General features: G+C 68.7%; 27 protein-coding genes. 7 read left to right on the top strand and 20 right to left on the bottom strand.

The window, feature by feature from the left end; genetic code table 11:
* Positions 1-237 precede the first annotated feature (237 nt).
* Positions 238-465 (top strand): hypothetical protein, encoded by a 228-nt coding sequence (locus AOM45_RS03320; protein ID WP_030469472.1) that lies wholly within the window; start codon positions 238-240, stop codon positions 463-465.
* Between the two features lie 10 nt (positions 466-475).
* Complete coding sequence (locus tag AOM45_RS03315; protein WP_030469473.1) at positions 476-772, top strand: antibiotic biosynthesis monooxygenase family protein; 297 nt, start codon at positions 476-478, stop codon at positions 770-772.
* Here the strand turns inward: AOM45_RS03315 and AOM45_RS03310 are convergent.
* Positions 765-1,244, bottom strand: a complete 480-nt coding sequence (locus AOM45_RS03310; RefSeq protein ID WP_051783978.1) for a GAF domain-containing protein — start codon at positions 1,242-1,244, stop codon at positions 765-767. The two genes, AOM45_RS03315 and AOM45_RS03310, sit on opposite strands and share 8 nt — an antisense overlap.
* A gap of 80 nt (positions 1,245-1,324) precedes the next feature.
* On the bottom strand, positions 1,325-1,948 hold the full coding sequence (locus AOM45_RS03305) for a hypothetical protein (RefSeq protein WP_035911365.1): 624 nt from the start codon (positions 1,946-1,948) through the stop codon (positions 1,325-1,327).
* A 42-nt stretch (positions 1,949-1,990) separates the two neighbouring features.
* Between AOM45_RS03305 and AOM45_RS03300 the strand changes: the two genes are divergently transcribed.
* Positions 1,991-3,802, top strand: coding sequence for a prolyl oligopeptidase family serine peptidase (locus tag AOM45_RS03300; protein ID WP_030469475.1), 1,812 nt, complete (start codon positions 1,991-1,993; stop codon positions 3,800-3,802).
* A 59-nt stretch (positions 3,803-3,861) separates the two neighbouring features.
* Here AOM45_RS03300 and AOM45_RS03295 read toward each other — a convergent pair whose 3' ends face one another.
* The 3 genes from AOM45_RS03295 to AOM45_RS03285 form a co-directional block, all read right to left on the bottom strand.
* On the bottom strand, positions 3,862-4,338 hold the full coding sequence (locus tag AOM45_RS03295; protein ID WP_030469476.1) for a Dps family protein: 477 nt from the start codon (positions 4,336-4,338) through the stop codon (positions 3,862-3,864).
* A 16-nt stretch (positions 4,339-4,354) separates the two neighbouring features.
* Positions 4,355-4,777, bottom strand: coding sequence for an organic hydroperoxide resistance protein (locus tag AOM45_RS03290; protein WP_030469477.1), 423 nt, complete (start codon positions 4,775-4,777; stop codon positions 4,355-4,357).
* Between the two features lie 81 nt (positions 4,778-4,858).
* Positions 4,859-5,434: an NADPH-dependent FMN reductase gene (locus tag AOM45_RS03285; protein ID WP_030469478.1), complete on the bottom strand. Its 576-nt coding sequence runs from the start codon at positions 5,432-5,434 to the stop codon at positions 4,859-4,861.
* Positions 5,435-5,499: 65 nt separating this feature from the next.
* Between AOM45_RS03285 and AOM45_RS03280 the strand changes: the two genes are divergently transcribed.
* On the top strand, positions 5,500-6,552 hold the full coding sequence (locus tag AOM45_RS03280) for an alpha/beta hydrolase (RefSeq protein ID WP_030469479.1): 1,053 nt from the start codon (positions 5,500-5,502) through the stop codon (positions 6,550-6,552).
* Here the strand turns inward: AOM45_RS03280 and AOM45_RS03275 are convergent.
* The 9 genes from AOM45_RS03275 to AOM45_RS03235 all read right to left on the bottom strand — a co-directional run bounded on the left by AOM45_RS03275 (position 6,528) and on the right by AOM45_RS03235 (position 15,644).
* Positions 6,528-7,703: an MFS transporter gene (locus tag AOM45_RS03275; RefSeq protein WP_030469480.1), complete on the bottom strand. Its 1,176-nt coding sequence runs from the start codon at positions 7,701-7,703 to the stop codon at positions 6,528-6,530. The two genes, AOM45_RS03280 and AOM45_RS03275, sit on opposite strands and share 25 nt — an antisense overlap.
* Entirely contained in the window at positions 7,700-8,596 is an 897-nt protein-coding gene (locus AOM45_RS03270) for an MFS transporter (RefSeq protein ID WP_051783979.1), read from the bottom strand. The genes AOM45_RS03275 and AOM45_RS03270 overlap by 4 nt, the downstream gene beginning before the upstream one ends.
* 15 nt (positions 8,597-8,611) lie before the next feature.
* Positions 8,612-8,890, bottom strand: coding sequence for a hypothetical protein (locus AOM45_RS49115; RefSeq protein ID WP_051783980.1), 279 nt, complete (start codon positions 8,888-8,890; stop codon positions 8,612-8,614).
* Between the two features lie 194 nt (positions 8,891-9,084).
* Positions 9,085-10,539, bottom strand: a complete 1,455-nt coding sequence (locus tag AOM45_RS03260) for a gluconokinase (RefSeq protein ID WP_201779875.1) — start codon at positions 10,537-10,539, stop codon at positions 9,085-9,087.
* Positions 10,497-11,225, bottom strand: a complete 729-nt coding sequence (locus AOM45_RS03255; RefSeq protein ID WP_030469482.1) for a class I SAM-dependent methyltransferase — start codon at positions 11,223-11,225, stop codon at positions 10,497-10,499. The genes AOM45_RS03260 and AOM45_RS03255 overlap by 43 nt, the downstream gene beginning before the upstream one ends.
* 10 nt (positions 11,226-11,235) lie before the next feature.
* Positions 11,236-12,714, bottom strand: a complete 1,479-nt coding sequence (locus tag AOM45_RS03250) for an ADP-ribosylglycohydrolase family protein (protein WP_156094023.1) — start codon at positions 12,712-12,714, stop codon at positions 11,236-11,238.
* Positions 12,711-13,274 carry a hypothetical protein gene (locus AOM45_RS03245; RefSeq protein ID WP_030469484.1) on the bottom strand — a complete coding sequence of 188 codons (564 nt, stop codon included), beginning with the start codon at positions 13,272-13,274 and terminating at the stop codon, positions 12,711-12,713. Before AOM45_RS03245 ends, AOM45_RS03250 begins: the two co-directional genes overlap by 4 nt.
* 43 nt (positions 13,275-13,317) lie before the next feature.
* Complete coding sequence (locus AOM45_RS03240) at positions 13,318-14,382, bottom strand: aspartate-semialdehyde dehydrogenase (protein ID WP_030469485.1); 1,065 nt, start codon at positions 14,380-14,382, stop codon at positions 13,318-13,320.
* Positions 14,379-15,644 (bottom strand): aspartate kinase, encoded by a 1,266-nt coding sequence (locus AOM45_RS03235; protein WP_030469486.1) that lies wholly within the window; start codon positions 15,642-15,644, stop codon positions 14,379-14,381. The genes AOM45_RS03240 and AOM45_RS03235 overlap by 4 nt, the downstream gene beginning before the upstream one ends.
* Positions 15,645-15,787: 143 nt before the next feature.
* On the opposite strand from AOM45_RS03235, the gene AOM45_RS03230 reads away from it, so the two are divergent.
* The gene (locus AOM45_RS03230; RefSeq protein ID WP_236703072.1) at positions 15,788-16,972 is read left to right on the top strand and encodes a glycosyltransferase family protein; all 1,185 of its coding nucleotides are present in this window, start codon (positions 15,788-15,790) and stop codon (positions 16,970-16,972) included.
* Entirely contained in the window at positions 16,972-17,532 is a 561-nt protein-coding gene (locus tag AOM45_RS03225) for a nitroreductase family protein (protein ID WP_030469488.1), read from the top strand. Before AOM45_RS03230 ends, AOM45_RS03225 begins: the two co-directional genes overlap by 1 nt.
* Here the strand turns inward: AOM45_RS03225 and AOM45_RS03220 are convergent.
* The 3 genes from AOM45_RS03220 to AOM45_RS03210 are packed head-to-tail and all read right to left on the bottom strand — an operon-like array spanning position 17,518 to position 18,630.
* Entirely contained in the window at positions 17,518-18,018 is a 501-nt protein-coding gene (locus tag AOM45_RS03220; RefSeq protein WP_030469489.1) for an NUDIX domain-containing protein, read from the bottom strand. The genes AOM45_RS03225 and AOM45_RS03220 overlap by 15 nt on opposite strands.
* 9 nt (positions 18,019-18,027) lie before the next feature.
* Entirely contained in the window at positions 18,028-18,303 is a 276-nt protein-coding gene (locus tag AOM45_RS03215; RefSeq protein WP_059362183.1) for a hypothetical protein, read from the bottom strand.
* 30 nt (positions 18,304-18,333) lie between these two features.
* On the bottom strand, positions 18,334-18,630 hold the full coding sequence (locus AOM45_RS03210; RefSeq protein ID WP_051783983.1) for a hypothetical protein: 297 nt from the start codon (positions 18,628-18,630) through the stop codon (positions 18,334-18,336).
* Positions 18,631-18,922: 292 nt separating this feature from the next.
* Between AOM45_RS03210 and leuA the strand changes: the two genes are divergently transcribed.
* A complete protein-coding gene (leuA, locus tag AOM45_RS03205) occupies positions 18,923-20,731 on the top strand; it encodes a 2-isopropylmalate synthase (protein WP_030469492.1) in 1,809 nt (602 codons plus the stop codon).
* Here the strand turns inward: leuA and AOM45_RS51680 are convergent.
* The 3 genes from AOM45_RS51680 to AOM45_RS03190 are packed head-to-tail and all read right to left on the bottom strand — an operon-like array spanning position 20,721 to position 24,380.
* Positions 20,721-21,668, bottom strand: coding sequence for a hypothetical protein (locus AOM45_RS51680; RefSeq protein ID WP_372497458.1), 948 nt, complete (start codon positions 21,666-21,668; stop codon positions 20,721-20,723). The two genes, leuA and AOM45_RS51680, sit on opposite strands and share 11 nt — an antisense overlap.
* Positions 21,665-22,798: an MFS transporter gene (locus AOM45_RS51675; RefSeq protein WP_063757097.1), complete on the bottom strand. Its 1,134-nt coding sequence runs from the start codon at positions 22,796-22,798 to the stop codon at positions 21,665-21,667. Before AOM45_RS51675 ends, AOM45_RS51680 begins: the two co-directional genes overlap by 4 nt.
* Positions 22,799-22,811: 13 nt before the next feature.
* A complete protein-coding gene (locus AOM45_RS03190; RefSeq protein ID WP_051783984.1) occupies positions 22,812-24,380 on the bottom strand; it encodes a discoidin domain-containing protein in 1,569 nt (522 codons plus the stop codon).
* Positions 24,381-24,418: the final 38 nt, after the last annotated feature.

The following is a 24,418-nucleotide window of genomic DNA, read 5'->3' as shown; positions in this document are numbered from 1 at the left end:
GCGTCCCGAGAAGCCACTCGATCGTGTGACGCGGCTCGACACGGGCAGCCGTAGACGCCACCGTGGTTGTATGACGCAGCGCCACCGTTCCGGACCAAATCTTACGGAACGTCCACGTAGCGTTAACCCCTTCGAGTGAAGGTTGACCATTCAACTCACGGTAAGTAACGGGTTCCGAGATCAACGCGAAAGACGGACTGCGCGTTCGGCACTCGTTGAAAAGTCGGGAGACGTCTGATGAACTCCGCCTCCGCTGTCAATCCTGTCCACAGGTCACGGCTCGTCGTGGCGGCCAAGACCATTGTGGTGTCGCAGTCGCTGGCGATCGTTTACCTGCTCACATCGGTCTGGGTGACCGTTGCCGTGGCCGCCGGTTTCGTGGCGCTCGTCGTCGCGGTCAAGGCGTTGACGCGGGCGTCGCGGCAGGTCGACCGGATCTTCGAGGAAGAGCTGCCCCGCCAATAGGATCGGGCGCATGCTGACGCGTGTGTCCGAGGCGCTCGTGAAGCCGGGGCGAGAGCAGGAGTTCGTCGAACGGGTGCGGAGTCTGGTGAGGACGTTCCCCGACACCTACGACGGCCTGGAGGGGCACGAGGTGCTCGTCGACCTGGCCGACCCGCGGAAGGTGCAGTACGTCAGCCGGTGGCGGGACGAGCAGTCGCTCGAGAACTACGCGGGACCGGGCTGGCGCACCGATCCGGTGACCTTTCCGGACGAGGACGAGTACCTGCAGCAACCGTTGACGCTGCGGCACTTCCAGGACGTCAGCTGAAGAAGCCCCGTGCGGGCAGGCCCTCGGGGAAGCGTTCGAGCGCCTCACCGGCCGCGAGCGCCAGAGCCTCCAGCGTCTCGGTCTCGGCGGGAGTCGCGGCGTGCGGGACGGCCCAGTAGCAGCCGATGGCGCCGAGCGGTTCGGGGCGCAGGATCGGGGCCATGAGCAGGCTTCGCACGAACGTCGGCCGGTACGCCTCTTGAGGAATCCTCGCGTCGAAGCGGATGTCCCTGATCGCCACGGTCTGGCGGTTCAGCATCGACCAGCCGCTGATGCAGTTCACGGCCGGGAAACGCTGACCCTTCCACAAAGGACTCATCGAGTCCTCGTCCGCGTAGTAGCAGAGATCGCCGTCGAGCAGCACCAGCGTGGCACCGTGGGCGGCCAGCGAGGAGCGGGCCGTGGTGCGCACGATCCGCTGCACTTCCTCCAACGTGGCGGCGCCGGCGAGGCGATCCATCGTTTCGGACATGTATCAACATTAACGCTCACCCGGCCGGGTACCTAGACATTCCCTTCGGGGACGAATTGATCCTTGAGCCAGTTCGGAGGTCATCGGCGGTTCCTCGGCCGGTGTCCCTGCGAGAGCGACAGCTGGTGCTTCGCCACGATCCAGCGCTTCACGGCCGGGCGCGTCGCCAGGACCAGGCTGAAGACGCAGACGGCGAGCAGCACGGCGGAGGCCATCGACGGCACGAGCTCGGCGACGCCGCGGCTGACCGAGCGGAACAGCGCCACCGCCAGCACCAGCGCGGTGAAGATGCCCGCCATCTGCGAGGCGACGGTGTTCGGGAAGTGCGGGTGGTTCACCGACAGCGCGCCCAGGGCGTTGAGCACCCCGAACCCGGCGACCACGGCCGCGAGCAGGATGCCGACGACCAGCGTGGCGCCGGACATCAGGAAGCTCATCAGCACGAACGCCGCGATGGCCAGCAGACCGGCGGCCAGGATCCAGTTCAGGATCGCGAGGATCGTGAGGTGAGGTGGCTTGGGCGGGAGCCAGCCGGGCCAGGGTTGCTGGTGGTGGGCCGACGGTGGCTGCTGTGGATGCCCCTGGGGCGGCTGCTGCGGATAGCCGTGCTGCTGGTGCTGCGGATACGTCTGCGGTGGGTGCTGTGGGTTCGCCTGCGGTGGGTAAGGCGGCCGAGCGCCCCACTGAGGTGGTGGTTGCGTCATATCAAATCCCCCTAGTACGACCACTGACTCTAGTGTTGAAGCGTGACGACGCACCCCTCTCCGAACGTTCCGGACCAGCTCTTCGACGATCCCGCCGCCGAGACCCGGTGGCGCGAGCGGTTCACCGCTCCCCGGATGAGCCTGCCCGGCTGGGCCGACGACGCGCCGGACCGCACGCTGTACGTCTCCAACGCGAGCGGCGTGTGGGAGATCTACGCCTGGGACCGCGCCAAGGACGAGCACCGCAGGGTCACCGACCGGCCCAACGGCACGTCGCACGGCACGTTGAACCCGGACGGCACCGAGATCTGGTGGTTCGACGACCACGACGGCGACGAGTTCGGCGTCTGGGTGCGCGAGCCGTTCGAGGCCGACGGGAGCAAGGCCGAGCCCGCGGTTGCCGGCGTCACGCCCGGTTACCCGGCCGGGCTGGAGATCGGGCGCGACGTCACGGCGGTGGCCGCGTCGACCGACGACGGCACCACGGTCTGGTTGTCCCGCAACGGGCAGGCCGAGGTGCTCTACCAGCACGTCAACGACGCCGGCGTGTCCGCGCTGTCCAAGGACGAGTCGCTGGTCGTGATCGCGCACTCCGAACACGGCGACAACCGGCACATGGCCCTGCGCGCGCTCGACGCCGCGACCGGTGAGACCAGGGCCGAGAAGTGGGACGGCAAGGGCAAGGGGCTCGACGCCGTCTCGTTCAGCCCGGTGCGCGGCGACCAGCGTCTGCTCGTGCTGCACGAGCGCCGCGGCCGCGAGGAGCTGCTGATCTGGGACGTCGCCGCCGACACCGAGCGCGAGATCGTCCTCGACCTGCCGGGTGAGGTCTCCGCCGACTGGTACCCGGACGCGTCCGCGTTGCTGATCGTGCACACCCACCACGCCCGCAACACCGTGCACCGCTACGACCTCACGACCGGCGAACTGTCCACTCTGGACACCGCGCCCGGCGTGATCGGCTCCGCCGGCGTGCGGCCGGACGGCACCGTCGAGTACTCGTGGTCGTCGGCCGAGAGGTCCACGGTCATCCGCGCTCTCGCCACCGACGGCACCGAGAGCGTGCTGGTGGAGCCGCAGGGCGCGAAGCCCGCGACGTCGGCGAAGCTCGAGGACGTCTTCGTCGGCGACGTGCACGCGCTGGTCTCGAAGCCGGAGGGTGAAGGACCGTTCCCGACGGTCTTCCTGATCCACGGCGGCCCGCACTCCTCCGACGAGGACCGCTTCTCCGCCTACCGCGCGGTGTGGCTGGACGCCGGGTTCGCCACCGTGCACGTGAACTACCGCGGTTCCAGCGGCTACGGCTCGAAGTGGCGTGACGCCATCGAGGGCAGGCCGGGCCTGACCGAGCTCGAGGACATCGCCGCCGTGCACGACTGGGCGGTCGAGTCCGGGCTCACGGACCCGTCGAAGTCGGTCCTCAACGGCGCGTCGTGGGGCGGCTACCTGACCCTGCTCGGCATCGGCACGCAGCCCGAACGGTGGAGCGTCGGCGTCGCGGGCGTCCCGGTCGCGGACTACTTCGCCGCGTACGAGGACGAGATGGAACCGCTGCGGGCGTTCGACCGGGCGCTGTTCGGCGGCTCGCCGGAGGAACTGCCCGAGCTGTACAAGGAGTGCTCGCCGCTCACGTACGTCGACCAGGTCACCGCGCCGGTGCTGATCCTCGCGGGAGAGAACGACCCGCGCTGCCCGATCCGGCAGATCGACAACTACCTGGACGCGCTCGCGGCGCGCGGCCACGCGTACGAGATGTACCGCTACGACGCCGGGCACGGCTCGCTGGTCGTCGCCGAGACCATGCGGCAGACGGCGGCCGAGGTGGACTTCGCCCGCCGGCACCTCGCGAACTGAGGAACGCGGGGGCCCCGCGTTCCCCGGAGGAAACGCGGGGCCCCCGCGTGTCAGCAGAACTAGGCGGCCTGCGCCTGCCACATCCAGTGCGCCTGCTCCAGTTCCTGCGTGATCCCGATCAGCAGGTCCTGGGTGACGAGGTCCGGCTTGTCGGTCTCGTCGATGCGGGCACGCATGCGGGTGATCAGCGAGGCCAGCGAGGCCGTGATCGCCGTGACGACCTGGTCCTCCTTCAGCCAGCCGGTCGCGATCTCGGGCACGCCGGACGACGCGGCGATCGTCTTCGCCGTGCCGTTCGGCGTCACGCCGAGGGCGGCCGCGCGCTCGGCGACCTGGTCGGCGGCGTTGCGGGCCAGCACGACCAGTTCGTCCAGCTGCAGGTGGACGCTGCGGAAGTTCTTGCCGATCACGTTCCAGTGCGCCTGCTTCCCGATCAGGGACAGATCGACGAGGTCGACCAGTGCTGCCTGCAGCACGGCGCCGACTGCATCGCGATCAGCGTCGGAGAGCGGGCTGGTGATCGGGTTCTTGGCCATGGTTGAACGCGCCTCCTCAGACGGTGACGGTGAGCGCCACCTCGATGTTGCCGCGCGTCGCGTTCGAGTACGGGCAGACCTGGTGGGCCTGCTCGACGAGCTTCTCCGCGACCGCCTGTTCGAAACCGGGGACGTGCACGGCGAGCTCGACGGCCAGCTGGAAGCCGCCGGTCCCGTTCGGGCCGATCCCCACCTTGGCGGTTACCTCAGAAGAAGGAAGTTGAATCTTGCCCGCGCGCGCGACGGCGGCGAGGGCGGAGTTGAAGCACGCCGCGTAGCCGGCCGCGAAGAGCTGCTCGGGGTTGGTCGCGTCACCGCCGGGGCCGCCCATCTCCTTCGGGATCGACAGCACCTCGTCGATCACGCCGTCGGAGGAGCGCACCTCGCCGTTGCGGCCTTCGCCGTAAGCAGTCGCCTCGGCCGTGTACAGCGTGTTCATTCCGCTCTCCCTTGAGTCAGTGGTTTTTGTTACCCACTGGTACCCAACGGATCGCACGCGACTTGTCTGCCCGATCGTGAGTCAGTTCACGTCGAGTTGAGACGCGTGGCGCAGCGCGAACTCCACCACCTGGCGGCCGATCACGCGCAGGTTCCGGTCCACGTCGGAGTCGGAGCAGGCACCGTCGCCGTCGAACTTGACCTGCGCGGAGTTGATCGCGGCACCGAGCGGCGTCGGCCAGCCGCGCAGCGCGTGCACGATGGACCGGACCGCGGACAGCGTGTTCACCGCGGCCTGCCAGCCGTACGCGGCGGTGATCGTGCCCACCGCGCGGCCGTCGAGGTACGGGCGTTCGTCGTCGCGCAGGTCCTCGATGTAGTCGAGGGCGTTCTTGACCAGGCCGGACACGGTGCCGTGGTAGCCGGGCGACACGAGGATCACGCCGTCCGCGCGGCGCAGGTCCTCCACCATGCGCAGAGCGACGTCGGTGCGTTCCGGCACGGACGGGTCGTAGAACGGCAGCACCAGCTCGGGGCCGCTGTACTGGATCGTCCGCGCACCGAGCTCGCGAGCACCGTCGAGCGCCACCCGCAGCGCCCGCTCGGACTGCGAGTCGGACCTGATCGAGCCGCCGATGCCCACCACCGTCACCGTCATGACATCGATCCTTCCACCTCCAGCTATCTGGAGATCCAGCGCTACTCGCTAGTAACGTGCAACACATGTCGAACTTCCAGGCGGCCGTGCTGGCCGGTGCACTGCGCTTCGCGTTCGGTCTTCCCGGTCCGGTGCGCCGCCTCATCGCCGGTACCCCGATCCGCCTGGACGGCCAGGACCTGCACCCGGAGGCGCAGCTGTTGCTGAAGCTCCAGCAGCTGTCCGGGACGGACTGGCGCACGAAGTCAGCATCCGAGAGCCGACTGGACCTGGAGTTGAGTTCGAAGCTCGTCGCCGGTCCGAAGATCACCGGACTGAGCACGCGGGAGCTCACGATCGGGGAGTTCGCCGGTCGTCTCTACACGCCGGACGGCCTCGCGGAGGGCTCGCCGCTGTTGATCTTCTACCACGGTGGTGGCTGGGTCACCGGAAGCCTGGAGAGCCACGACCAGCTGTGCCGGTTCCTCGCGAGGGAGGGCGGTGTCCGGGTGCTGGCGGCCGACTACCGGCTCGCCCCCGAGGCGCCGTTCCCCGCCGCGGCCGACGACGCCGCCGAGGTGCTCCGGTACGCCGTCACGAAGGCGGAGGACCTGGGCATCGACCCGAAGCGGATCGCGCTGGGCGGCGACAGCGCGGGCGGCAACCTGGCCGCGGTGACCGCGCACGCCGCCGAGGTCGACATCGCGTTCCTGCTGCTCTTCTACCCCGGCGTCGACGCGTCGGTGCGCCGCCGGTCGCGTGAGCTCTTCGGCAACGGGTTCTTCCTGACCGACGAGAAGATGGACTGGTTCCTCGACCAGTACAGCGCCGGAGGCAAGGACCGCCACGACCCGCGCCTGTCGATCATGCTGGCCGAGGACGTCTCGCACCTGCCGCCCACCTACATCGCGACCGCGGGCTACGACCCGTTGCGCGACGAGGGCGAGGCCTTCGCGGAACGACTGGCCGCCGAGGGCGTGCCGGTCGTGCTGCGCAGGCACGAAGGCCTCTTCCACGGCTTCGCGAACGTGCTCGGCGTCGGCGGGATCTTCCGCGAGGCCGTGTCCGAAGCCGTCGGTGCGCTCCGGACCGGCCTGGCGCTCGCCAACTCCGCTCAGGACGTGGCCGAGACCGCCTGACGCTGACGGGACAGCACCCGGCCCAGTCCCGCGATCGTCAGTCCGGCCAGACCGGCGACGACGAAGCCGAGCGGGGGTCCGCTGTGGTCCACGGCGACCCCCGCGAGCGGCTGACCTGCGGCAACGCCGAACGTGAACGCCGAGCCCTGCAGTCCCAGCGCCAGCCCGCGTGCCGTCGGCGGCGCGATCTTGGCGATCTGCTCGGACGAGGCGGCGATGGTCGGCGCGCACGCCAGGTTCGCCGGAACGAGCGCGAGCGCCAGCAGCCACACGTTGCCGTCGCCGATGCCGACCGGGATCAGCAGCGCCGACATGATCGCCAGCAGGGCCAGTCCTCCCGGCGCCCGTTTCAGGCCGCCGTAGACGAGCCCGCCCAACGCCGACGCGGCGCACATCACCACGAAGATCAAGCTGAGCCAGGCCTGCTTCCCCGCGTGCTCCAGCGAGGCGATGGACGCGATCTCCATCCCCGACAACGACATCGTGGCGCCGAACGGGATGATCAACGCCGCGATCATCGGCCCGCGCAACCACTCCCGCAGCTTCGGTGGCGGTCCTTCCGCGACCTCGTCCTCGTGCACCAGCACCGGGTTCACGACGAAGAGCACCGCGCTCGCGACCAGGATCGCCACACCGATCGAGACCAGCGCGATGCCGGACGAGAACTTCGTCGCGATCAGCACACCCGCAGCGGGCCCGACCATGAACGACAGCTCGACCGAGATCGAGTCCAACGAGAACGCCGGCCTTCGCTGCGGCTCGGGCACGATCGCGGTGAGCGCCTGCCTGCCGATCGACATCACCGGCACCGCCACCAGACCGTTGGCGAACGCGAGAACGAGCAGCACGTAGTAGTCCATCAACGGCGCGGTGACCCAGAAGACGCCCTCCAGCAGGCTGAGCATCAGCGTGATCCGCAGCCCCTTGCTGTCGACCAGCTTGCCCATCAGCGGCGACCCGAGGCCGAGACCGATCATGGTCGCGAAACCGACCGAGCCGGCCGCCGCGTACCCCTCGTCGAGCGTGGTGACGACGTGCAGGGTCACTGTGACGCCGGCCGCCGTCGGAGGGATCCTGGCGAACAGCATCAGCAGCATCAGCGGTCGTACCCCGGGCAGCGCCAGGACGGACTTGAACGGGGCGAGGTTCACGGTGCCATCGTCACCCCGGTGGCAACGGGTTTACGTTGCCGGGCGAGCGCCCAGGCGACACCCGCCACCACGAGCCCGGCCACGCCGACGACCGCGAACCCGGCAGGAGCGCCGCCGCGGTCGATCGCGACACCGGCGAGCGGTGCGCCGATCGCGCCGCCGACGGTGAACGCCGACCCCTGCAGACCCATCGCCAGGCCACGGGCGGTCGGCGGCGCGAGCCTGCTGATCTGCTCACCGCACGCCGCGATCAACGGCGCGCACATGAGGTTCATCGGAACGAGGAGCAGGCACAGCAGCAGCACGTTGCCGTCGCCCAGTCCGACCGGGATCTCCAACGCGGCCATCAGCGCGAGCAGGACCAGCACGCTGGGCGCCCTCTTCACGCCGCCGTAGACCAGACCGCCCACGATCGACGCCGCGCACATCGCGAAGAACACCGCACCGAGCCAGCTCTGCTTGCCGATGTGCTCCAGCGACGCGATCGCCGAGACCTCCATGCCGGCGAGGCACACGGTCGCGCCCGTGCACACGACCAGCACGCCGACGATCCGGCCGCGCATCCACTCCACGATCCTCGGCTTCGGCCCGTCGACGACCTCGTCCTCGTGGACCGTCGGCGGATTCGCCCAGTACAGCAGCACGCCCGCGACCAGGAGCGACACGCCGATGAACATCAACGCGACGTTGGTGGAGAACTTCGTCGCCACGAACACGCCGAGCGCGGGCCCACCCATGAACGACAGCTCGACCGAGATCGAGTCGACCGACAACGCGACCCGCCGCTGGCTGTCCGGGACGAGCGCGGTGATCACCTGCCGGCCGATCGACATCATCGGCACGCCGAGCAGACCGACGACGAACGAGCTGACCAGCAACGTCCAGTAACCCATCAACGGCGCGGTGAGTCAGAACGCCGCGGTCGCCGTGACGCTCACCCTCAGCATCGCGCGCAGGCCGCGTTCGTCGACCAGCCTGCCCATCATCGGAGCGCCGAGCCCCATGCCGATCGTGCCGGCGGCGCCGACCAGTCCGGCGGCGCCGTAGCCCTGGTCGAGCGTGACCGCGACGTGCAACGTGAGGATCACGCCGGTCGCTGCGGGAGGCATCCTCGCGAAGAACATCAACAACGCGAGAGAACGAACCCTGGGCAGCATGAGAACGTGTTTGAAGGGAGCGAGATCCACAAGGCCATCCTCACCGGGATGGCAAAATGTTTAACCTTTCGTTTTCTTGATGTGCTCAAGATCGCAGTACTAGTGTGGTCAGGTGCCAGCTCTGGACCACCTCGTGTGTCGCGAATGCGGGCGGATCGAGGACGTGGACTGCGTCTTCGAGCCGGCGGCCGAGCTCGCCGGGTTCCACGTCGAACGTGCCGAGGTCACGTTCTGGGGCCGGTGTCCTCGCTGTACAGCTCCTCCAGCGCCCGGTACGCCTTCGCCACGAACGGCCGTGCCCGCGCATACCGCCTGATCGCGTCCTCGTCCGGCGTGATCGTCCGGATCGGCCGCACGAGGTCGACGGTCAAGCTCGGGATCTCGTCGAGAGCGCGCCACGCCAGCAGCGCCGCGCCCACGGCCGACCCACCGGTGTCCTCGGTGAGGTGCAACGGCGTGCCGAGCGCGTTCGCCAGGGTCTGCGCCCACACCGGCGCGCGGAAGGCGCCGCCGGTGATCCGCAACGACGTCACGTGCGGGACGGCTTCGAGCACCAGCGCCAGCTGCTGGCACACGCCCTCGACCAGTGCCTTGGTGATCTGCTGCGGGGTGTGTTCGCGACGCAGGCCCAGCAGCGCGGCGTGCGCGGTCGGGTCCCACCACGGCGCGCGTTCCCCCAGCAGGTACGGCAGCGCGACGAGGCCGTCCGAGTCGGCCGTCGAAGCCTGGTCGAGAAGATCACCGATGGGGATGCCGAACGTCTCCGAAGCCCACTGCGCGACGACACCGCCGTTGCTGATCGCGCCGCCGCGGACCCAGAGCCCCTCGGCGATGGCGTAGCTGAACGTGCGGCCCTCCGCGTCGACGCCCGGACCCTGCTGGGCCACGCGGAGTGCGCCCGACGTGCCGAGCGAAACCGCGCCGGCGCCGGGGGTGGCCGCACCGACGCCCAGGTTGCCGAGCGGCCCGTCACCGCCGCCGACGATCACCGGGATGCCTCGGCGCAGACCGGGGATCTCGGCTTTCAGCGGCGTCGAGTGGGTGGGTTCGACGAGCGGCGGGAGCTGGTCCGCGGTGATGCCCGCGAACTCCAGCGACGGCTCGTGCCACTGGAGGGTGTTGACGTTCATCAGGCCCGTGCCCGAGCCGCACGAGTGCTCGTTGAGCAGCGCACCGGTGAGGTGGAGGTGCACGAAGTCCTTGATCTCGCACCACTTCGCGGCGCGGACGCCGTTCTCGTGGAACCAGGCGAGCTTCATCAGCGGCGTGAACGAGTGGATCGGCGCGCCGGTCGCCTGGTGCAGCTCGCGGCCCTCCGCCGTCCCGCGCAGGCGTTCGGTCTGCTCGACCGCGCGGTTGTCGGCCCAGCTCAACGACTCGGTGACCGGACGCAGGTCGGCGTCGAGGCCCATGATCGAGTGCATGGCACCGGTCAGCGCGATGGCCCGCACGTCGTCGGACGCCAGCTCGCGCAGGGCGTCGAACGCGGCGTCGAGCACGTGCTGAGGGTCGTGCACGGCTTCGAGACCGCTGGTGCGCATCGGGTACGCGCGTTCCGTCGAGGCGATGACGCGAGCCTGCGCGTCGACCGCGACGACCTTGGTGGCGGTGGTGCCGAGGTCCACCGCGAGGACGATCACGAGGACCGCACGGCGGTGAAGACGCCGAAGCTCGGGCACTGCAGCAGTGCGTCCCAGGACTCCTCTTCGTCCGGCACCACGACCGGCTGGCGGGTGACCTCTGCCAGTCCCGCACGGGTGAGCGCGCCGTCGAACACGCCGCGCTCCCAGTAGAAGGAGTCGAAGTCGAACGGCGGGTCGCCGAGGACCTGCACCCTGACCGGCTGCTTCAGGTTCATCGGGCCGGTCGGGATGATCTCGTAGCCGTAGCGGCCGTACTTCGCGTACAGCTCCCAGTCCGGTTCGGGGTTCGGCACGAGCACGACGAGCCGTCCGCCGGGAGCGAGGTTGGCGACAAGGTTCGCGACCATGGCGTCGAGGGCGGGCACGTCGTCCGCGTAGCCGAGCAGCCACACCGCGGTCACCACGTCGAACTCGCCGAGCACCGGCAGTGTGGTCGCGTCGTGCTGCTCGTAGGTGATGCCGCGCTGTTCGCGCTTCTCGACGTGGCGGGCGTAGCCGATCATCTCGCCGGCCGAGTCGACGCCCACGACCGTCGTCGCGCCCAGGTCGTGGAAGAGCCGCGCGTAGAACCCGGTGCCGCACGCCACGTCCAGCACCGCCTTGCCGCGCAGGTCACCGACCGCGGACAGCAGGGTGGCGCGCTCGGCCAGGCCGGTGGGGATGTGCTTGGCGCGCTCGTAGATCGCACCCAGCGCGTCGTACTGCTCGTCGCTCTCCGCCATGGATCTCACCCTAGGACGGTGGGTAGCGGGTGAACCACTCCTGTGCCACCGGTGCGGCCGGGCTGTTCTCGAGCTCCCAGTCGGAGACCATCCGGTCGATGACGTCGCGGAACTGCACGCGCTCGACCCAGTCCGGGCGGATCTTGCCGATGCCGTGCAGCGCGCCGACGAGGTTGCCGCACATCGACGCCGTCGAGTCGTTGTCGCCGCCGTGGTTGACCGAGATCAGCAACGCCTCGTTGGGGTCGTCGGTGACGAGCGCCGAGTACAGCGCGATCGCGAGCGCGGTGTCGCCGACGCCGCCGCGTCCCAGTTCCTCGACGCGCGCCACGCTCGGCTCCCCCAGCGCGGCCAGTTCGACGGCGTGCTCGATGGCGGCGACGACTTCTTCGTGGTCCTCACGCCGGACGAGCGAGTCGACCGCCACCTCGAGCGCTTCCGGCAAACCCTTGCCGCGCAACAGTTGGTGCACCAGCACGGCGAACACGCCTGCCGACAGGTAGCCGCTCGGGTGGCCGTGGGTCAGCGCCGCGTTGGCGGCCGCCAGCGCGAACACCATCTGCGGGTCCTCGTCGGCGAGCGCGACCGGCGCGACCCTCATGGCTCCGCCGCAGCCCTTGGAGTTGTTGACGGGCTTGGTGATCGAGGCCTGCTCACCGGTGCGGGCGAACTCCTGCAACGCGCTCGTGCACGTGAGTCCGGGCGCGCGCATCCGGAACAGGTCCCGGTGCGTGATCAGCCAGCCGTCCGGTTCCTCCAGAGTGGACAGTGCGCCGCGTGCCTTCTCCCACGGCGTTTTCTGCGTGTGCAGCCACCGCTGGTAGGCGTTCTGCGTGACGGCGGTGAGATCGGCGGGACCGCTGAGTCGTTCGAGGACGTGCCACCTGATGACCGCCTCGAACGTGAACAGCGTCATCTGGGTGTCGTCGGTGATGTCCGGTTTCTCCGGCAGGTCCGTGATGCCGTCCGGCCCGTGCCGTTCATGGATGACCTCCATCGGCAGGTTCTCGGTGTTCGCACCGAGCGCGTCACCGATCGCGCCCGCGGTCAGGCATCCGCGCAGCCGTGCGTTGTCCTTGTGCCGCACCACGAAGAACCTGCGGCCCGCGGCATCGGCCCAGCGGCGGGCCTCGCGCGTGGCGGACGGCCGTTCACCGCACCCGCAGATCCGCATGTGCTGCGCGGCGGCGTCACCCAGTTCGGTGAAATCGAACTCGGTGTCGAACGGCTGACCGGGATTGACGTGCAGCCGCTGCGGCGAGATCTTGACCAGTCTGCTGAGGATCGTGTGCAACGGGAGGCGGTTCCACTGCTCGACATCCGCCGGCATCCGCGACTCGTCCGTGTAGACGTCGAGCACCTCGACGTCGGTCAGCAGCGACTCACCGGGAACGAGCAACTCACCGTGCGCCGCGTGGTGGCCGAAGCCGTTGACGTCGCCTTCGTACTTCGCCAGCAGGTGTTCCATCGGGGTCAACGGCCTGCTCACCACGACCTCCGGTACAGCTCTTCGGCGACGTGCCGGATCTCGTGCTCCGGCCCGCCCTGCAACGCACCGGCGATCGCTCGCGCGACACCCCTGCCCTCACCGCGCACGGCCTGTGCCAGCGCACCCGCGGCGGTGAACGGGTCGGCGTCGGGAGGTTCGAGCTCCGACGATGTGAAGAGGTGTTCGGCCAGCAGGACCACGGCTTCGACGGCCGGGGAGTCCGGGCCGTGCGTGAGCGCGACGAGCTCGCGGATCCGGTCCTCGTCTAGACGCTGGACGGCGGCGGGCAGCGCCCAGATCAACGCTCCTGGCCCCTGCGACCTGATCTTGCCGCGGTAATGGATCTTGACCTGGTCACGGGCTCCTTGCCGGGACACCAGATCCGGCTGCACGGCGGGCTTCGCGGCCCACTCCGCCAGCGCCTTCGCGGGATCGTCGGCAGAACACGCGACCAGCTGGTCGACCAGTCCTGTTCGGACACCCGCACCCGCGGCAAACCCTTGATAGGCGGCCACGACCTCGGTGAGGCGGGGCGGCCTGATCCACTCGATCTCCCCCATCGCCGCCCGACCCTACCTGGCCGGGCGGCGACAGCGGGACAGATCAGAGGCGCTTCGCGAGTTCTTCCGCGACCTCGTAGGTGTTCAGCGCCGCGCCCTTGCGCAGGTTGTCACCGCACACGAAGAAGTCCAGCGTGTTCGGGAAGTCCAGCGCCTGGCGCACGCGGCCCACGTACGTCGGGTCGCCGCCCACCACGTCGGCGGGCGTCGGGAACTTCTTCGCGGCCGGGTCGTCGATGAGGACGATGGTCGGCTGCTCCTCGAAGATCTTGTGAGCGGCCTCGACCGTGACCTCGCGGGCGAACGTCGCGTGGACGGACAGCGAGTGCGTGGTGACGACCGGGACGCGCACGCACGTCGCGGAGACCTTCAGGTCCGGGATGCCGAGGATCTTGCGGGCCTCGTTGCGGACCTTGAGCTCCTCCGACGACCAGCCGTCGTCCTTGAGCGAACCCGCCCACGGCACCACGTTGAGCACCAGCGGAGCCGGGAACGGCGAGTCCTCTGCCGACAGACCGGCGGCGGCGAGCGCCTGCGCCACGTCACCCGCGACGACACCCGCCTCCTTGCCGGCCAGCGCGCTGACCTCGGCGTACAGGCGGTCGACGCCGGACTGCCCTGCGCCGGACGCGGCCTGGTACGAGGCCACGACCAGTTCCTTGAGCTCGAACTCGCGGTGCAGGGCACCGAGCGACGCCATCATCGACAGCGTCGTGCAGTTCGGGTTCGAGATGATGCCGCGCGGGCGGTTGTCGATCTGGTCCGCGTTGACCTCGGGCACGACCAGCGGCACGTCCGCGTCCATCCGGAACGCACCGGAGTTGTCGATCGCGATGGCACCGCGGGAAGCGGCGATCGGGGCCCACTCGGCCGAGACCTCGTCCGGCACGTCGAACATCGCGATGTCGACGCCGTCGAACGCCTCTGGCGAGAGCGCGATGACCGTCAGCTCCTGGCCGCGCACGCTGATCTTCTTGCCCGCCGACCGCGGCGACGCGATCAGCCGGACCTCGCCCCACGGGAAGTCGGAGCGGGTGTTCATGATGTCGATCATCACGGTGCCGACGGCACCGGTCGCGCCAACCAGCGCGAGTACAGGCGCGGTCATCGTCCAGTCCCTGCGTAAACGACGGCCTCTTCGTCGCCACCGAGCTCGAACGCGTCGTGCAGGGCACGGACGGCGTCGTCGAGCTGGGTGTCGCGGCAGATGACCGAGATGCGGATCTCCGAGGTGGAGATGATGTCGATGTTGACGCCGGCCGTGGCCAGCGCCTCGCAGAACGTCGCCGTGACGCCGGGGTGCGAACGCATGCCCGCGCCGATCAGCGACACCTTGCCGACGTGCTCGTCGTAGAGGACCTGGTCGAACCCGATCTCGCCGCGCGCCTTCTCGAGCGCCGCGACGGCACGCGGACCGTCGACCTTGGCCAGCGTGAACGTGATGTCGGTGCGCCCGGACGCGGCCTGCGAGACGTTCTGCACGACCATGTCGATGTCGAGCTCGGCCTGCGCCACGACCCGGAAGATCTTGGCCGCGATGCCGGGGTGGTCGGGGACGGCGGTCACGGTGATCTTGGCTTCAGACCGGTCGTGCGCGACGCCGGTGATCATCGCCTGTTCCACGGGAAGGTCCTCCACTGAACCGGACACGATGGTTCCGGTCTTGTTGCTGAACGAAGAGCGGACGTGCACGGGGACGTTGTAGCGCCGGGCGTACTCCACGCAGCGGAGCATCAGCACCTTGGCGCCACAGGCGGCCATCTCGAGCATTTCCTCGTACGTGATCGTGTCGAGCTTCTTCGCGTTCGGCACGATGCGCGGGTCGGCGGTGTAGACGCCGTCCACGTCGGTGTAGATCTCGCACACGTCGGCCTTGGTCGCCGCCGCGAGCGCCACCGCGGTGGTGTCGCTGCCGCCACGGCCGAGCGTGGTGATCTCCTTCGAGTCCTGCGAGACGCCCTGGAAGCCCGCGACGATCGCGATGGCCCCCTCGGACGTCGCGTCCTGGATCCGGCTGGGAGTCACGTCGATGATCCGGGCTTTGCCGTGCACCGAGGTGGTGATCACGCCTGCCTGCGAGCCCGTGTACGAGCGCGCCTCGGCACCGAGCGAGTGGATCGCCATCGCGAGCAGCGACATCGAGATCCGCTCGCCCGAGGTGAGCAGCATGTCGAGCTCACGTGCGGGCGGCACCGGGGACACCTGGCGGGCGAGGTCGAGCAGCTCGTCGGTCGTGTCACCCATGGCGGACACGACGACCACGACGTCGTTCCCCGCCTTTTTGGTCGCGACGATGCGCTCGGCCACGCGTTTGATCCGCTCGGCACTCTCAACCGATGAACCGCCGTACTTCTGGACGACGAGCGCCACCGACCCAACCTCCTTCACGCGACTAAAACTGCACGTCGTAGGCAGCCTACCCGGACCACCTGGTGAGACTCTGGAGCCGTGACGCGCGTGACTACTCTGTCCGGGTGTCGTCGATCGCCTTTGACGTGGAGGACCCAGCAGCCGTGCATGAGAGCACTGCGCGCACACGGCTGGCCGAGGCGCTCAGACACCCCGCCGCGCTCTGGACGGCTCCGGCGCTGATCTACCTGTTCGTGCGACAGGTCGGTCTCTTCGTGCTGCAGCTGGTCGTCGAGTACCAGAACAAGACCACCGGCAAGACCGACACGTCCGTCGACAACCTGAAGTCGTGGGACGGCGAGTGGTTCCTCGGCATCGCCCAGGGCGGCTACAACGACGTGCCGCAACGCCTGACCGACGCGGCGGGCCACCGCACGGCCGAGACCCCGCTGGCGTTCTTCCCCGGCTACCCCGCGCTCATCAGGTGGGTGGACGGCCTGCCGGGCGTGGACCTGGTGGGCGCAGCCTTCGCGGTCAGCCTGATCAGCGGCCTGTTCTGCGCGTACGGCCTGTTCGTCCTGGGCCGCACGGTCCGCGACGGCTCCTCGCGCGCGGGCCTGATCCTGGTCACGCTCTTCGCCGCCTCCCCCATGGCCGTGGTCCTGTCCATGACCTACTCCGAGGCCACGTTCTGCGCGTTCGCGATCTGGTCCCTGGTGGGCGTGGTCAAAAAGCGCTGGATCCTCGCCGGCGTCTGCTGCGCCGCAGCGGGCCTGGTCCGCCCCACCGCAGCGGCCCTCATCGCGGCAGTGGGCCTCGCGGTCGTGGTGGCGGTGATCGCGAACCGCCGCGACTGGCGCGCGTGGGCAGGCGGCCTGATCGCCCCGCTGGGCATGCTCAGCTACCTGGCCTGGGTCTCGTTCCGCACCGGCGACCTCGCGGGCTGGTTCGGCGTGCAGCAACGCGGCTGGAACTCGAAGTTCGACGGGGGCGCCGCCACCTGGGAGTTCAGCCTCAGCCACCTCGGCAACCCGCGCTCGGTCCTCGAAACCGGCACGGTCTGGCTCCTGGCCCTGGCCATCGTCCTGGTCTTCTACGCCTTCCAGCGCCGCCTGGAGTGGCCGCTGATCGCGTACGGCCTGGGCGTCCTGGCCATGGACATCGGCTCGAACGGCCTGATGAACTCGAAGGCCCGCCTCCTGCTCCCAGCCTTCACCCTGCTGATCCCACTGGCCCTGGTCCTGGCCCGCCGCCGCCCGTCCACGGTCCTGACGGTGCTGGGCATGGCCATCCTGTTCAGCGCCTGGTTCGGCGCCTACTCCCTGGCCGTTTGGCAGTATGCGATCTGATGAACGAGCTGATCTCGAGCCGCAGAAGCCCAAGAGCCTTCGACGCTGAGGCCACCGTCTCCGACGACGAACTCCGCACCCTGCTGGAAGCAGCCCGCTGGGCCCCGTCCCACGGCAACAGCCAGCCGGCCCGCTTCGTGGTCGGCCACCGAGGCACGGCCACGTTCACGAAGATCTTCGAAACCCTCCGCCCAGGCAACAAGACCTGGGCCCACCGCGCGTCGATCCTCCTGATCGGCTGCGTGATCACCCAGGACGACCGGGGCGACCTCCCCAACGTGGAGTTCGGCCTGGGCCTGGCCATGGAGAACATCGCTCTCCAAGCAGTGGACCTGGGCCTCATCGCCCACATGATGGGCGGCTTCGACAAGCAAGCCGCCCACGACACCTTCTCGATGCCCGACGACGTCCGCCCCCTGGTGGCCATGGCCATCGGCCGCCAGGGCGATCTCGAAGACCTCCCCGAGGACCTTCAAGCCCGCGAACAGCGAGAACGCCGCCGCCACCCGCTCTCGGAAACGGTCTTCACCGACACCTGGGGCCAGTCACTGTTCGGCTGAGAAGTACCGCGACGCGACATCGTCGTGCAGCGGAAACGCCAACGGCTCCCACTCGAAGATGACCTTGCGCTCAGAAGCCTCGTCGTTGGGCACGAACGGCGGCAGGTCCTCAACACCGATCGCGGGCGCCGTGGCGAACAACAGCACCGTGCCACCATCCGGCGTCGACACGAAGTGCAGGGGCCGCAACCCGTCGGGATCAACCCGAACCCCGGCCTCTTCCTCCAACTCGCGAGCAGCACTCTGCTGCCACGACTCCCCGTAGTCCATGAACCCGCTGACGAACGCCAGCTCCCCCACCGGCGGAATGGCCCGCCGCACAGTCAACAGCCCAGTCCGCGCCCCGTCCTTGACCGGCACGAGCAGCACCACGACAGGCACCGGGTTGGCCCACACCACGTGCCCACACCCACCGCACGTGCGCGGGTAACCAGCCGTGTCCTCATACCGGGCCCCACAGCTGTTGCAGAAGTCGTCGCGCGCCATGGTCAAAACCTAGTTCAGGCGCCTAACGAGCCTCAGGACGATCGCTCGAACGACCAACCAGAACACCGCCGCGAGCCCGAAGTTGACGATGACCCTCAACTCGGCATCAGCAGGCGAGAACAGATCCTTGAACGCCAGCGCCACAGGTTCAGCCACGGCCTTGACCGTGCTGGTGATGGGGTTGTCGGGGTTGGCCCCGCCGACGGTCAGCACGACGTGAACGACGAGCACGACCGCCAGCGCGAGGCCGACCCAACTGACAACCGCTGCGGCGATCCCGACCACGCGCGTTCGCATAGGTCAGGAATCTACTACTCAGTAGCGAGACACCGCACGTGCGAGCAAACCAGTCACGACCAGCCAGAACACGGCGGCCAGACCGTAGTTCAAGAACACGTCGACGTTGTAGTTGCCGGTGTTGAACAACCCCGGGAAGAACAGGGCGAGGGGCTCGGCGAGGGACTGGATGAACTTGAAGAACGCGTTGGCCTGGTTAGCGCCAAGCACGATCATCAGGATGTAGAGGACCTCGATGAGGGCGAAGAGCGCGCCGATGCCGCTGATCACGCGGGAAGCCGTGCCGCGGCCACTGGTCGTACGTAATCTGGACATACATGAGCTTTTCCCGGATTCGAGCCCGGCAAAACTTGCGGACCGACCACTACCCCGAGGCCGAGGCTGAAGGCGACCTCGGCACGGCTTACGGAACCAGAGCGAACCCAAAACATCCCACGATCCGGTCCCCGAGTTCCACAACAGCCCAATCTGTGACTACCCTGTCCCTCGTGTGGCGTTCCCTCCTGCTTCGCTGCCGTGACGGGGTCTGATCAGACCGGCCCCCCGTCGCGGGATTCAGCGTTGCCGCCGGTCGTTCCCATGAGACGACCCGCAGGAGCACACCAAAATGACCCCGAGCGACGCCTACACCTCAGCTGACGCGTACACCTCCGGCACCAGCCGAATCCGCCAGCCCGCCCGCCAGGCGCCAGCACAGCAGCCCACCTGGAACCGCCAACTCGGCAGCAGCATGCCCTTCCACCGCTACCGCCCGTTCCACGAGCTGGTAGAGGTCATCGACGTCCCGGACCGCACCTGGCCCACCAAACGAGCACAAACCGCCCCCCAGTGGTGCGCGGTAGACCTGCGGGACGGCAACCAGGCCCTGATCGACCCCATGTCGCCGGCCCGCAAGCGCAAGATGTTCGACCTCCTGGTCCGCATGGGCTTCAAGGAGATCGAGGTCGGCTTCCCGGCAGCCAGCCAGACCGACTTCGACTTCGTCCGAGAGATCATCGAAGACGGCGCCATCCCGGACGACGTGACGATCCAGGTCCTCACCCAGTGCCGAGAAGAGCTGATCGCCAGGACCTTCGAGTCCCTGCGCGGAGCCAACAAGGCCATCGTCCACTTCTACAACTCGACGTCGATCCTCCAGCGCCGAGTGGTCTTCAGGTCCGACAAGGACGGCATCAAGAAGATCGCCACGGACGCCGCGAAGTTCGCGAAGCAGCAGGAAGCCGACTACCCGGAAACCGACTTCCGCTACGAGTACTCCCCCGAGTCGTACACGGGCACCGAGCTGACCTACGCGCTCGAGGTCTGCAACGCGGTCACCGAGGTCATCCAGCCGACCCCGGAGAAGCCGCTGATCATCAACCTGCCGGCCACGGTCGAAATGGCCACGCCGAACGTCTACGCGGACAGCATCGAGTGGATGTCCCGCAACCTGGCCCAGCGCGACTCGATCATCCTGAGCCTGCACCCGCACAACGACCGCGGCACGGGCGTCGCGGCGGCCGAGCTGGGGTACCTGGCCGGCGCGGACCGCATCGAGGGCTGCCTGTTCGGCAACGGTGAGCGCACCGGCAACGTCTGCCTGGTCACGCTGGCGATGAACATGTTCAGCCAGGGCATCGACCCGCAGATCGACTTCTCCGACATCGACGAGATCCGCCGCACCGTCGAGTACTGCAACCAGCTGCCGGTGCCCGAGCGGCACCCGTACGGCGGCGACCTGGTCTTCACGGCGTTCTCCGGCAGCCACCAGGACGCCATCAAGAAGGGCTTCGAGGCCCTGGAGGCCGACGCCAAGGACGCGGGCCAGCACGTCGACGACTTCCCGTGGGAGGTCCCGTACCTGCCGATCGACCCGAAGGACGTCGGCCGCAACTACGAGGCCGTCATCCGGGTCAACTCGCAGTCCGGCAAGGGCGGCGTGGCGTACCTGATGAAGCAGGAGCACCACCTCGACCTGCCGCGGCGCCTGCAGATCGAGTTCTCGCGGGTGATCCAGGAGGTCACCGACACGCAGGGCGGCGAGATCAACCCGAAGGAGATGTGGGACGCGTTCGCGGAGGAGTACCTCCACGGCCGGGTGCCGCTGTACCTGCTGAAGCACCGCGCGTCGTCGGACGGCAGCGGCCACGAGGAGATCACCGCGACGCTGCTGATCGACGGCGAGCAGCAGGAGATCACGGGGTCCGGCAACGGCCCGATCGCCGCGTTCGTCGACGCGCTGGCGTCGGTGGGCTACGACGTTCGGGTGCTGGACTACGCCGAGCACGCGCTGTCCGCCGGTGACGACGCCCGTGCCGCCGCCTACCTCGAGTGCGCCGTGGGCGACCGCGTCCTGTGGGGCGTGGGCATCGACTCGTCCACGGTCGCGGCGAGCTTCCGCGCGATCGTGAGCGCAGTCAACCGCGCTAACCGGTGACCAGCGACGGGGAGGACGCGTGCGGCACCAACTGCCGCGGCGCGCCCTCCCCGTTCGCCTGCACGGCCCAGATGCCCTCGCCCGGCAGGCCGTAGGCGATGGTGTCGTTGTCGAGCCACACCACCTGGTCGTCGATCCCACGCGTCTCGGCCAGGGGCGTTTCCACCATCGTGGTCAGGTCCAGCACGTGCTCGCGCCACGGTCGCGCGCCATCGCCCGCCACCCGCTTCTTGAACGCCACGCGCTTGCCGTCCGGTGAGAGCGACGGGCATTCGGCATTCTCCCGCAACGGTTTCGCCGACTCCTCGACGGCGTCGCCCTGGATCAGGTACGTCCTGCCGGCGGTGCTCATGGTCGCGTAGTACGTGCGGTCGTCCGCGGTGAACGTGACACCCCAGAAGTTCATGTCGCCGGCCATCTTCATGCCGGCGATCCGCGTGCCCTCGATGTTGCTGGAGTACACCTCGGTCTGCTGGTCGAGGATCGCGGTCCGGGTCGAGAACGTCCCGGCCTGGGAGTACGAGTCACCGGTGACGAAGGTCGTCCACGACGCCATCCGCCCGTCCGCCGACAGCTTGGCGCGGTTCGCCACGCCCGCCACGTCCACGCGCCGGCGCTCCGTCAACGTCCGGTCGACGAACACCGCCGTCGAACCGGGGATCGGGCGCGAACCGTCCGCGAGGCACAGACCCTGCTGGGCAGCGGTGTAGAAACGCTTGCAGGACAACGAGCTCACCCGGCGAGGCCCGCCCGGCGCCGACAGCGGCACCGAGGCGACCTTCCCGGTCACGTCGTCCACGAACAGCAGCCGGCCCGGCGTCAGCTCGACCGGTCCGGCTTCGACAGCGACGGCCACCTCATCCGGAGAGCGCAGGGCGTAGGCGGTCGCGCCCAAGCCCAGCGCGATCACCGCCGCGACGACGATCAGGATCCTCACCACGCGAACCACGTCCACAGGGCACCGAACAGGACCGAGGAGCAGGCCCGAGCGAGCACCTGGCCGGTCTGGAGCAGGGCCAGACCGGACGTGCGCAGTTCGTCGGGCATCAACGGACCTGCGACGGCCATCAGCACGCCGTCCGTGCACGCGTAGAACAACCCGTGCAGCAGCAGAACACCGACGAGCAAAGAAATCCCGGACGTGCCGGCGAGCAGCACGTACGCCCCGAACAGCGCGAGGTGACCGGCGAGGAAGATCCGCCACCGCCCGACCCGGTCGGCGAGCGCCCCCATCGGCACGGCGGCGAGCAGGTACACGCCGGCCGTGCCGAGGGGCAGCAACGCGATGTAGGCGACCTCGACGTTCAGCTTCTTCTGCAGCAACAGGTAGATGAACCCGTCGCCCAGCGTCAGGAACCCGAGTCCGCACGCGACCAGGCAGACCCGCCGGAACGGCCTGGACCGCAGCAGCCCGAAGGCGTTCCTCAGCGACACCGCGACGCGTGGCAACACGTCACGGTGGTCGCGGACGAAGAGCACGAGCACCAGGAAACCCAGTGCCGCGAAGCAGAAACTGACGACGAACACCACGTCGTAACGCGCCGGGAGCGTCCACAAGAGACAGAACGCCACCAGCGGGCCGAGGAACGCACCGACGGTGTCCATGGCGCGGTGGACACCGAAGGCGCGTCCGAGCGCGGAGGGCTCGCTGCTCAACGTGATCAGCGCGTCCCTCGGCGCGGTGCGCAAGCCCTTGCCGGTCCGGTCACCGGCCAGCACGAGCCCCATCGCGGTGGCGGAGGTCCCGGCGGCGAGCAGTCCGAGTTTGCCCACCGCCGAGATCCCGTAACCCAGACCGGCCACGAGCTTGCGCCGTTGCCAGCGGTCGGCCGCATGACCGCCGGCAACACGAACCAGTGCCGTGACACCGGTGTAGATGCCGTCGAGCACACCGAACTGCAGCGGGGAGAATCCCAGCCCCAGCACGAGGTAGAGCGGCAGGATCGCGGTCACCATCTCGGACGAGACGTCCGTGAGCAGTGACACCGCGCCCAGAGCGAGCACGTTCGCGGCGATCCTGCCGGTGCCACCCGCGGCGGGAGCTTGTCGAGCTGTTGCGATGTACACGACGGCCTCCGAATCAACGACAGGTGTACGGACCGGCCTTGTCGCGCACCGTTCCGGCCGTGTCGATGACCTCCCACGAGTAGGAGCGGCCGGAGAGGGTGAGCTTCATGACGCCGTGGCTGTCCGCGAACCACTTCTCGACGCCGGTGCGCGGGTTGACCTCGTCGTAGAGGTAGTCGCCGCCGATGCCGACGATCGCCGCGCGCATGCCGTTGGTCTCGTCCACCGAACCGCTCTTGTTCAACGGCTTCAGGCGCTCGTAGTGGTGGTCGTGACCGTTGAACACGACGTCGGCCTTGGCGTCCGCGAACGCGTTCCACAGCGGTGCCATCACGGACTTGTCGCCGTACTGGCCGGAGTTGAACCGCGGGTGGTGCCAGTAGCCGACGACGCACGGCTTGGTGTTCGCAGCCAGGTCGTTCTTCAGCCAGGTCAGCTGGGTGGAGTCGCTACCGGTCTCGTAGAGCGTGTTCGAGTCGAACGACACGAAGTGGAACTCGCCGGCTTCCCAGCTGTAGTACGGCTTTCCCTGCGGGTAGGCCTGCGTGCCGAAGTACGACTTGTAGCCGTTGAGGTTGTCCTCCCACTCGTGGTTGCCGGTCGCGGGGTGCGTGATGCTCTTGTACTTGCCCCACGACTTGTCGTAGTGGGCCATGAACTCCGTGAGCTTGCCGCTGTCGTACTGGTTGTCGCCGACCGTCAGGATGTGGTTCGGCTTGATCTGGTCGATGAGCTTCGCGGTCTCGTAGTGCTCGGTGTTCGTCAGCGACGCGATGTCGCCGGCGACGACGACCGTGATGGTGTCGCCGGGTCCGGCCGGCTGGGTCGTCACCTGCACCGCGTTGCTCGCGGGACCGAGGTTGCCCGCCGCGTCACGGGCGCGAACGGTGTAGGTGAACGCCGTGCCGGACGCCAGGCCCGTGTCGGTGAACGACGTGCCGGTGGGTGAGCCGACGACGCTGCCGTTGCGCAGGACGTCGTAGCCGGTCACGCCGACGTTGTCGGTCGCGGCCGTCCACTGCAGACTCACCGAGCTCGACGTGGTGCCGGTCGAGACGAGGCCGGTGGGTGCCGTCGGGGCGGTGTTGTCACCGTTGGGGTTGCTGCCGTAGACCTCCATCTCCCACAGCGAGTAGCCGTAGGACGTACCGCGCTTGGTGCCGTAGATCCGCACGTAGCGGCCGGACGTGGCGATGGCGACGTCGTCGATGCCACCGTTCTGGCCGGTCATCGTCTTCTTCGTGCTCCACGTCGACCCGTCGGTCGAAGTCTGGATCTTGTACTCCGACGCGTACGCGACCTCCCAGTTCAGCTTGATCCTGGAGATGGTGGCGTTGCCGCCGAGGTCGACGGCGATCCACTCGGGGTCGTGGCCTTCGAGGCTCGCCCAGCGGGTCGTCGTGCTGCCGTCGACTGCGTTGGCACCGCCGAAGGTCGCCGCTTCGACCGACGACACGGTGGTGGGCTTGTTGGCGGAGAGCAGGACGTCGGCCGCGTTGGCGGTGCCTGATGCCGCGAGAGGCGGTATCACCAGCGCCAACACCGCCACCACGACGCCTGTTCGGGTGTGTTTTCTGATCACTTCGTCCTCCTGGGCAAGGGCAGCGGCTCGAAGTATTG

Origin of the sequence: Lentzea aerocolonigenes, from assembly GCF_000974445.1 — a bacterium.
GTDB lineage: Bacteria > Actinomycetota > Actinomycetes > Mycobacteriales > Pseudonocardiaceae > Lentzea > Lentzea aerocolonigenes.
The sequence above is the reverse complement of the archived record's forward strand: the minus strand, read 5'-3'. Positions and strand labels throughout refer to the sequence as shown.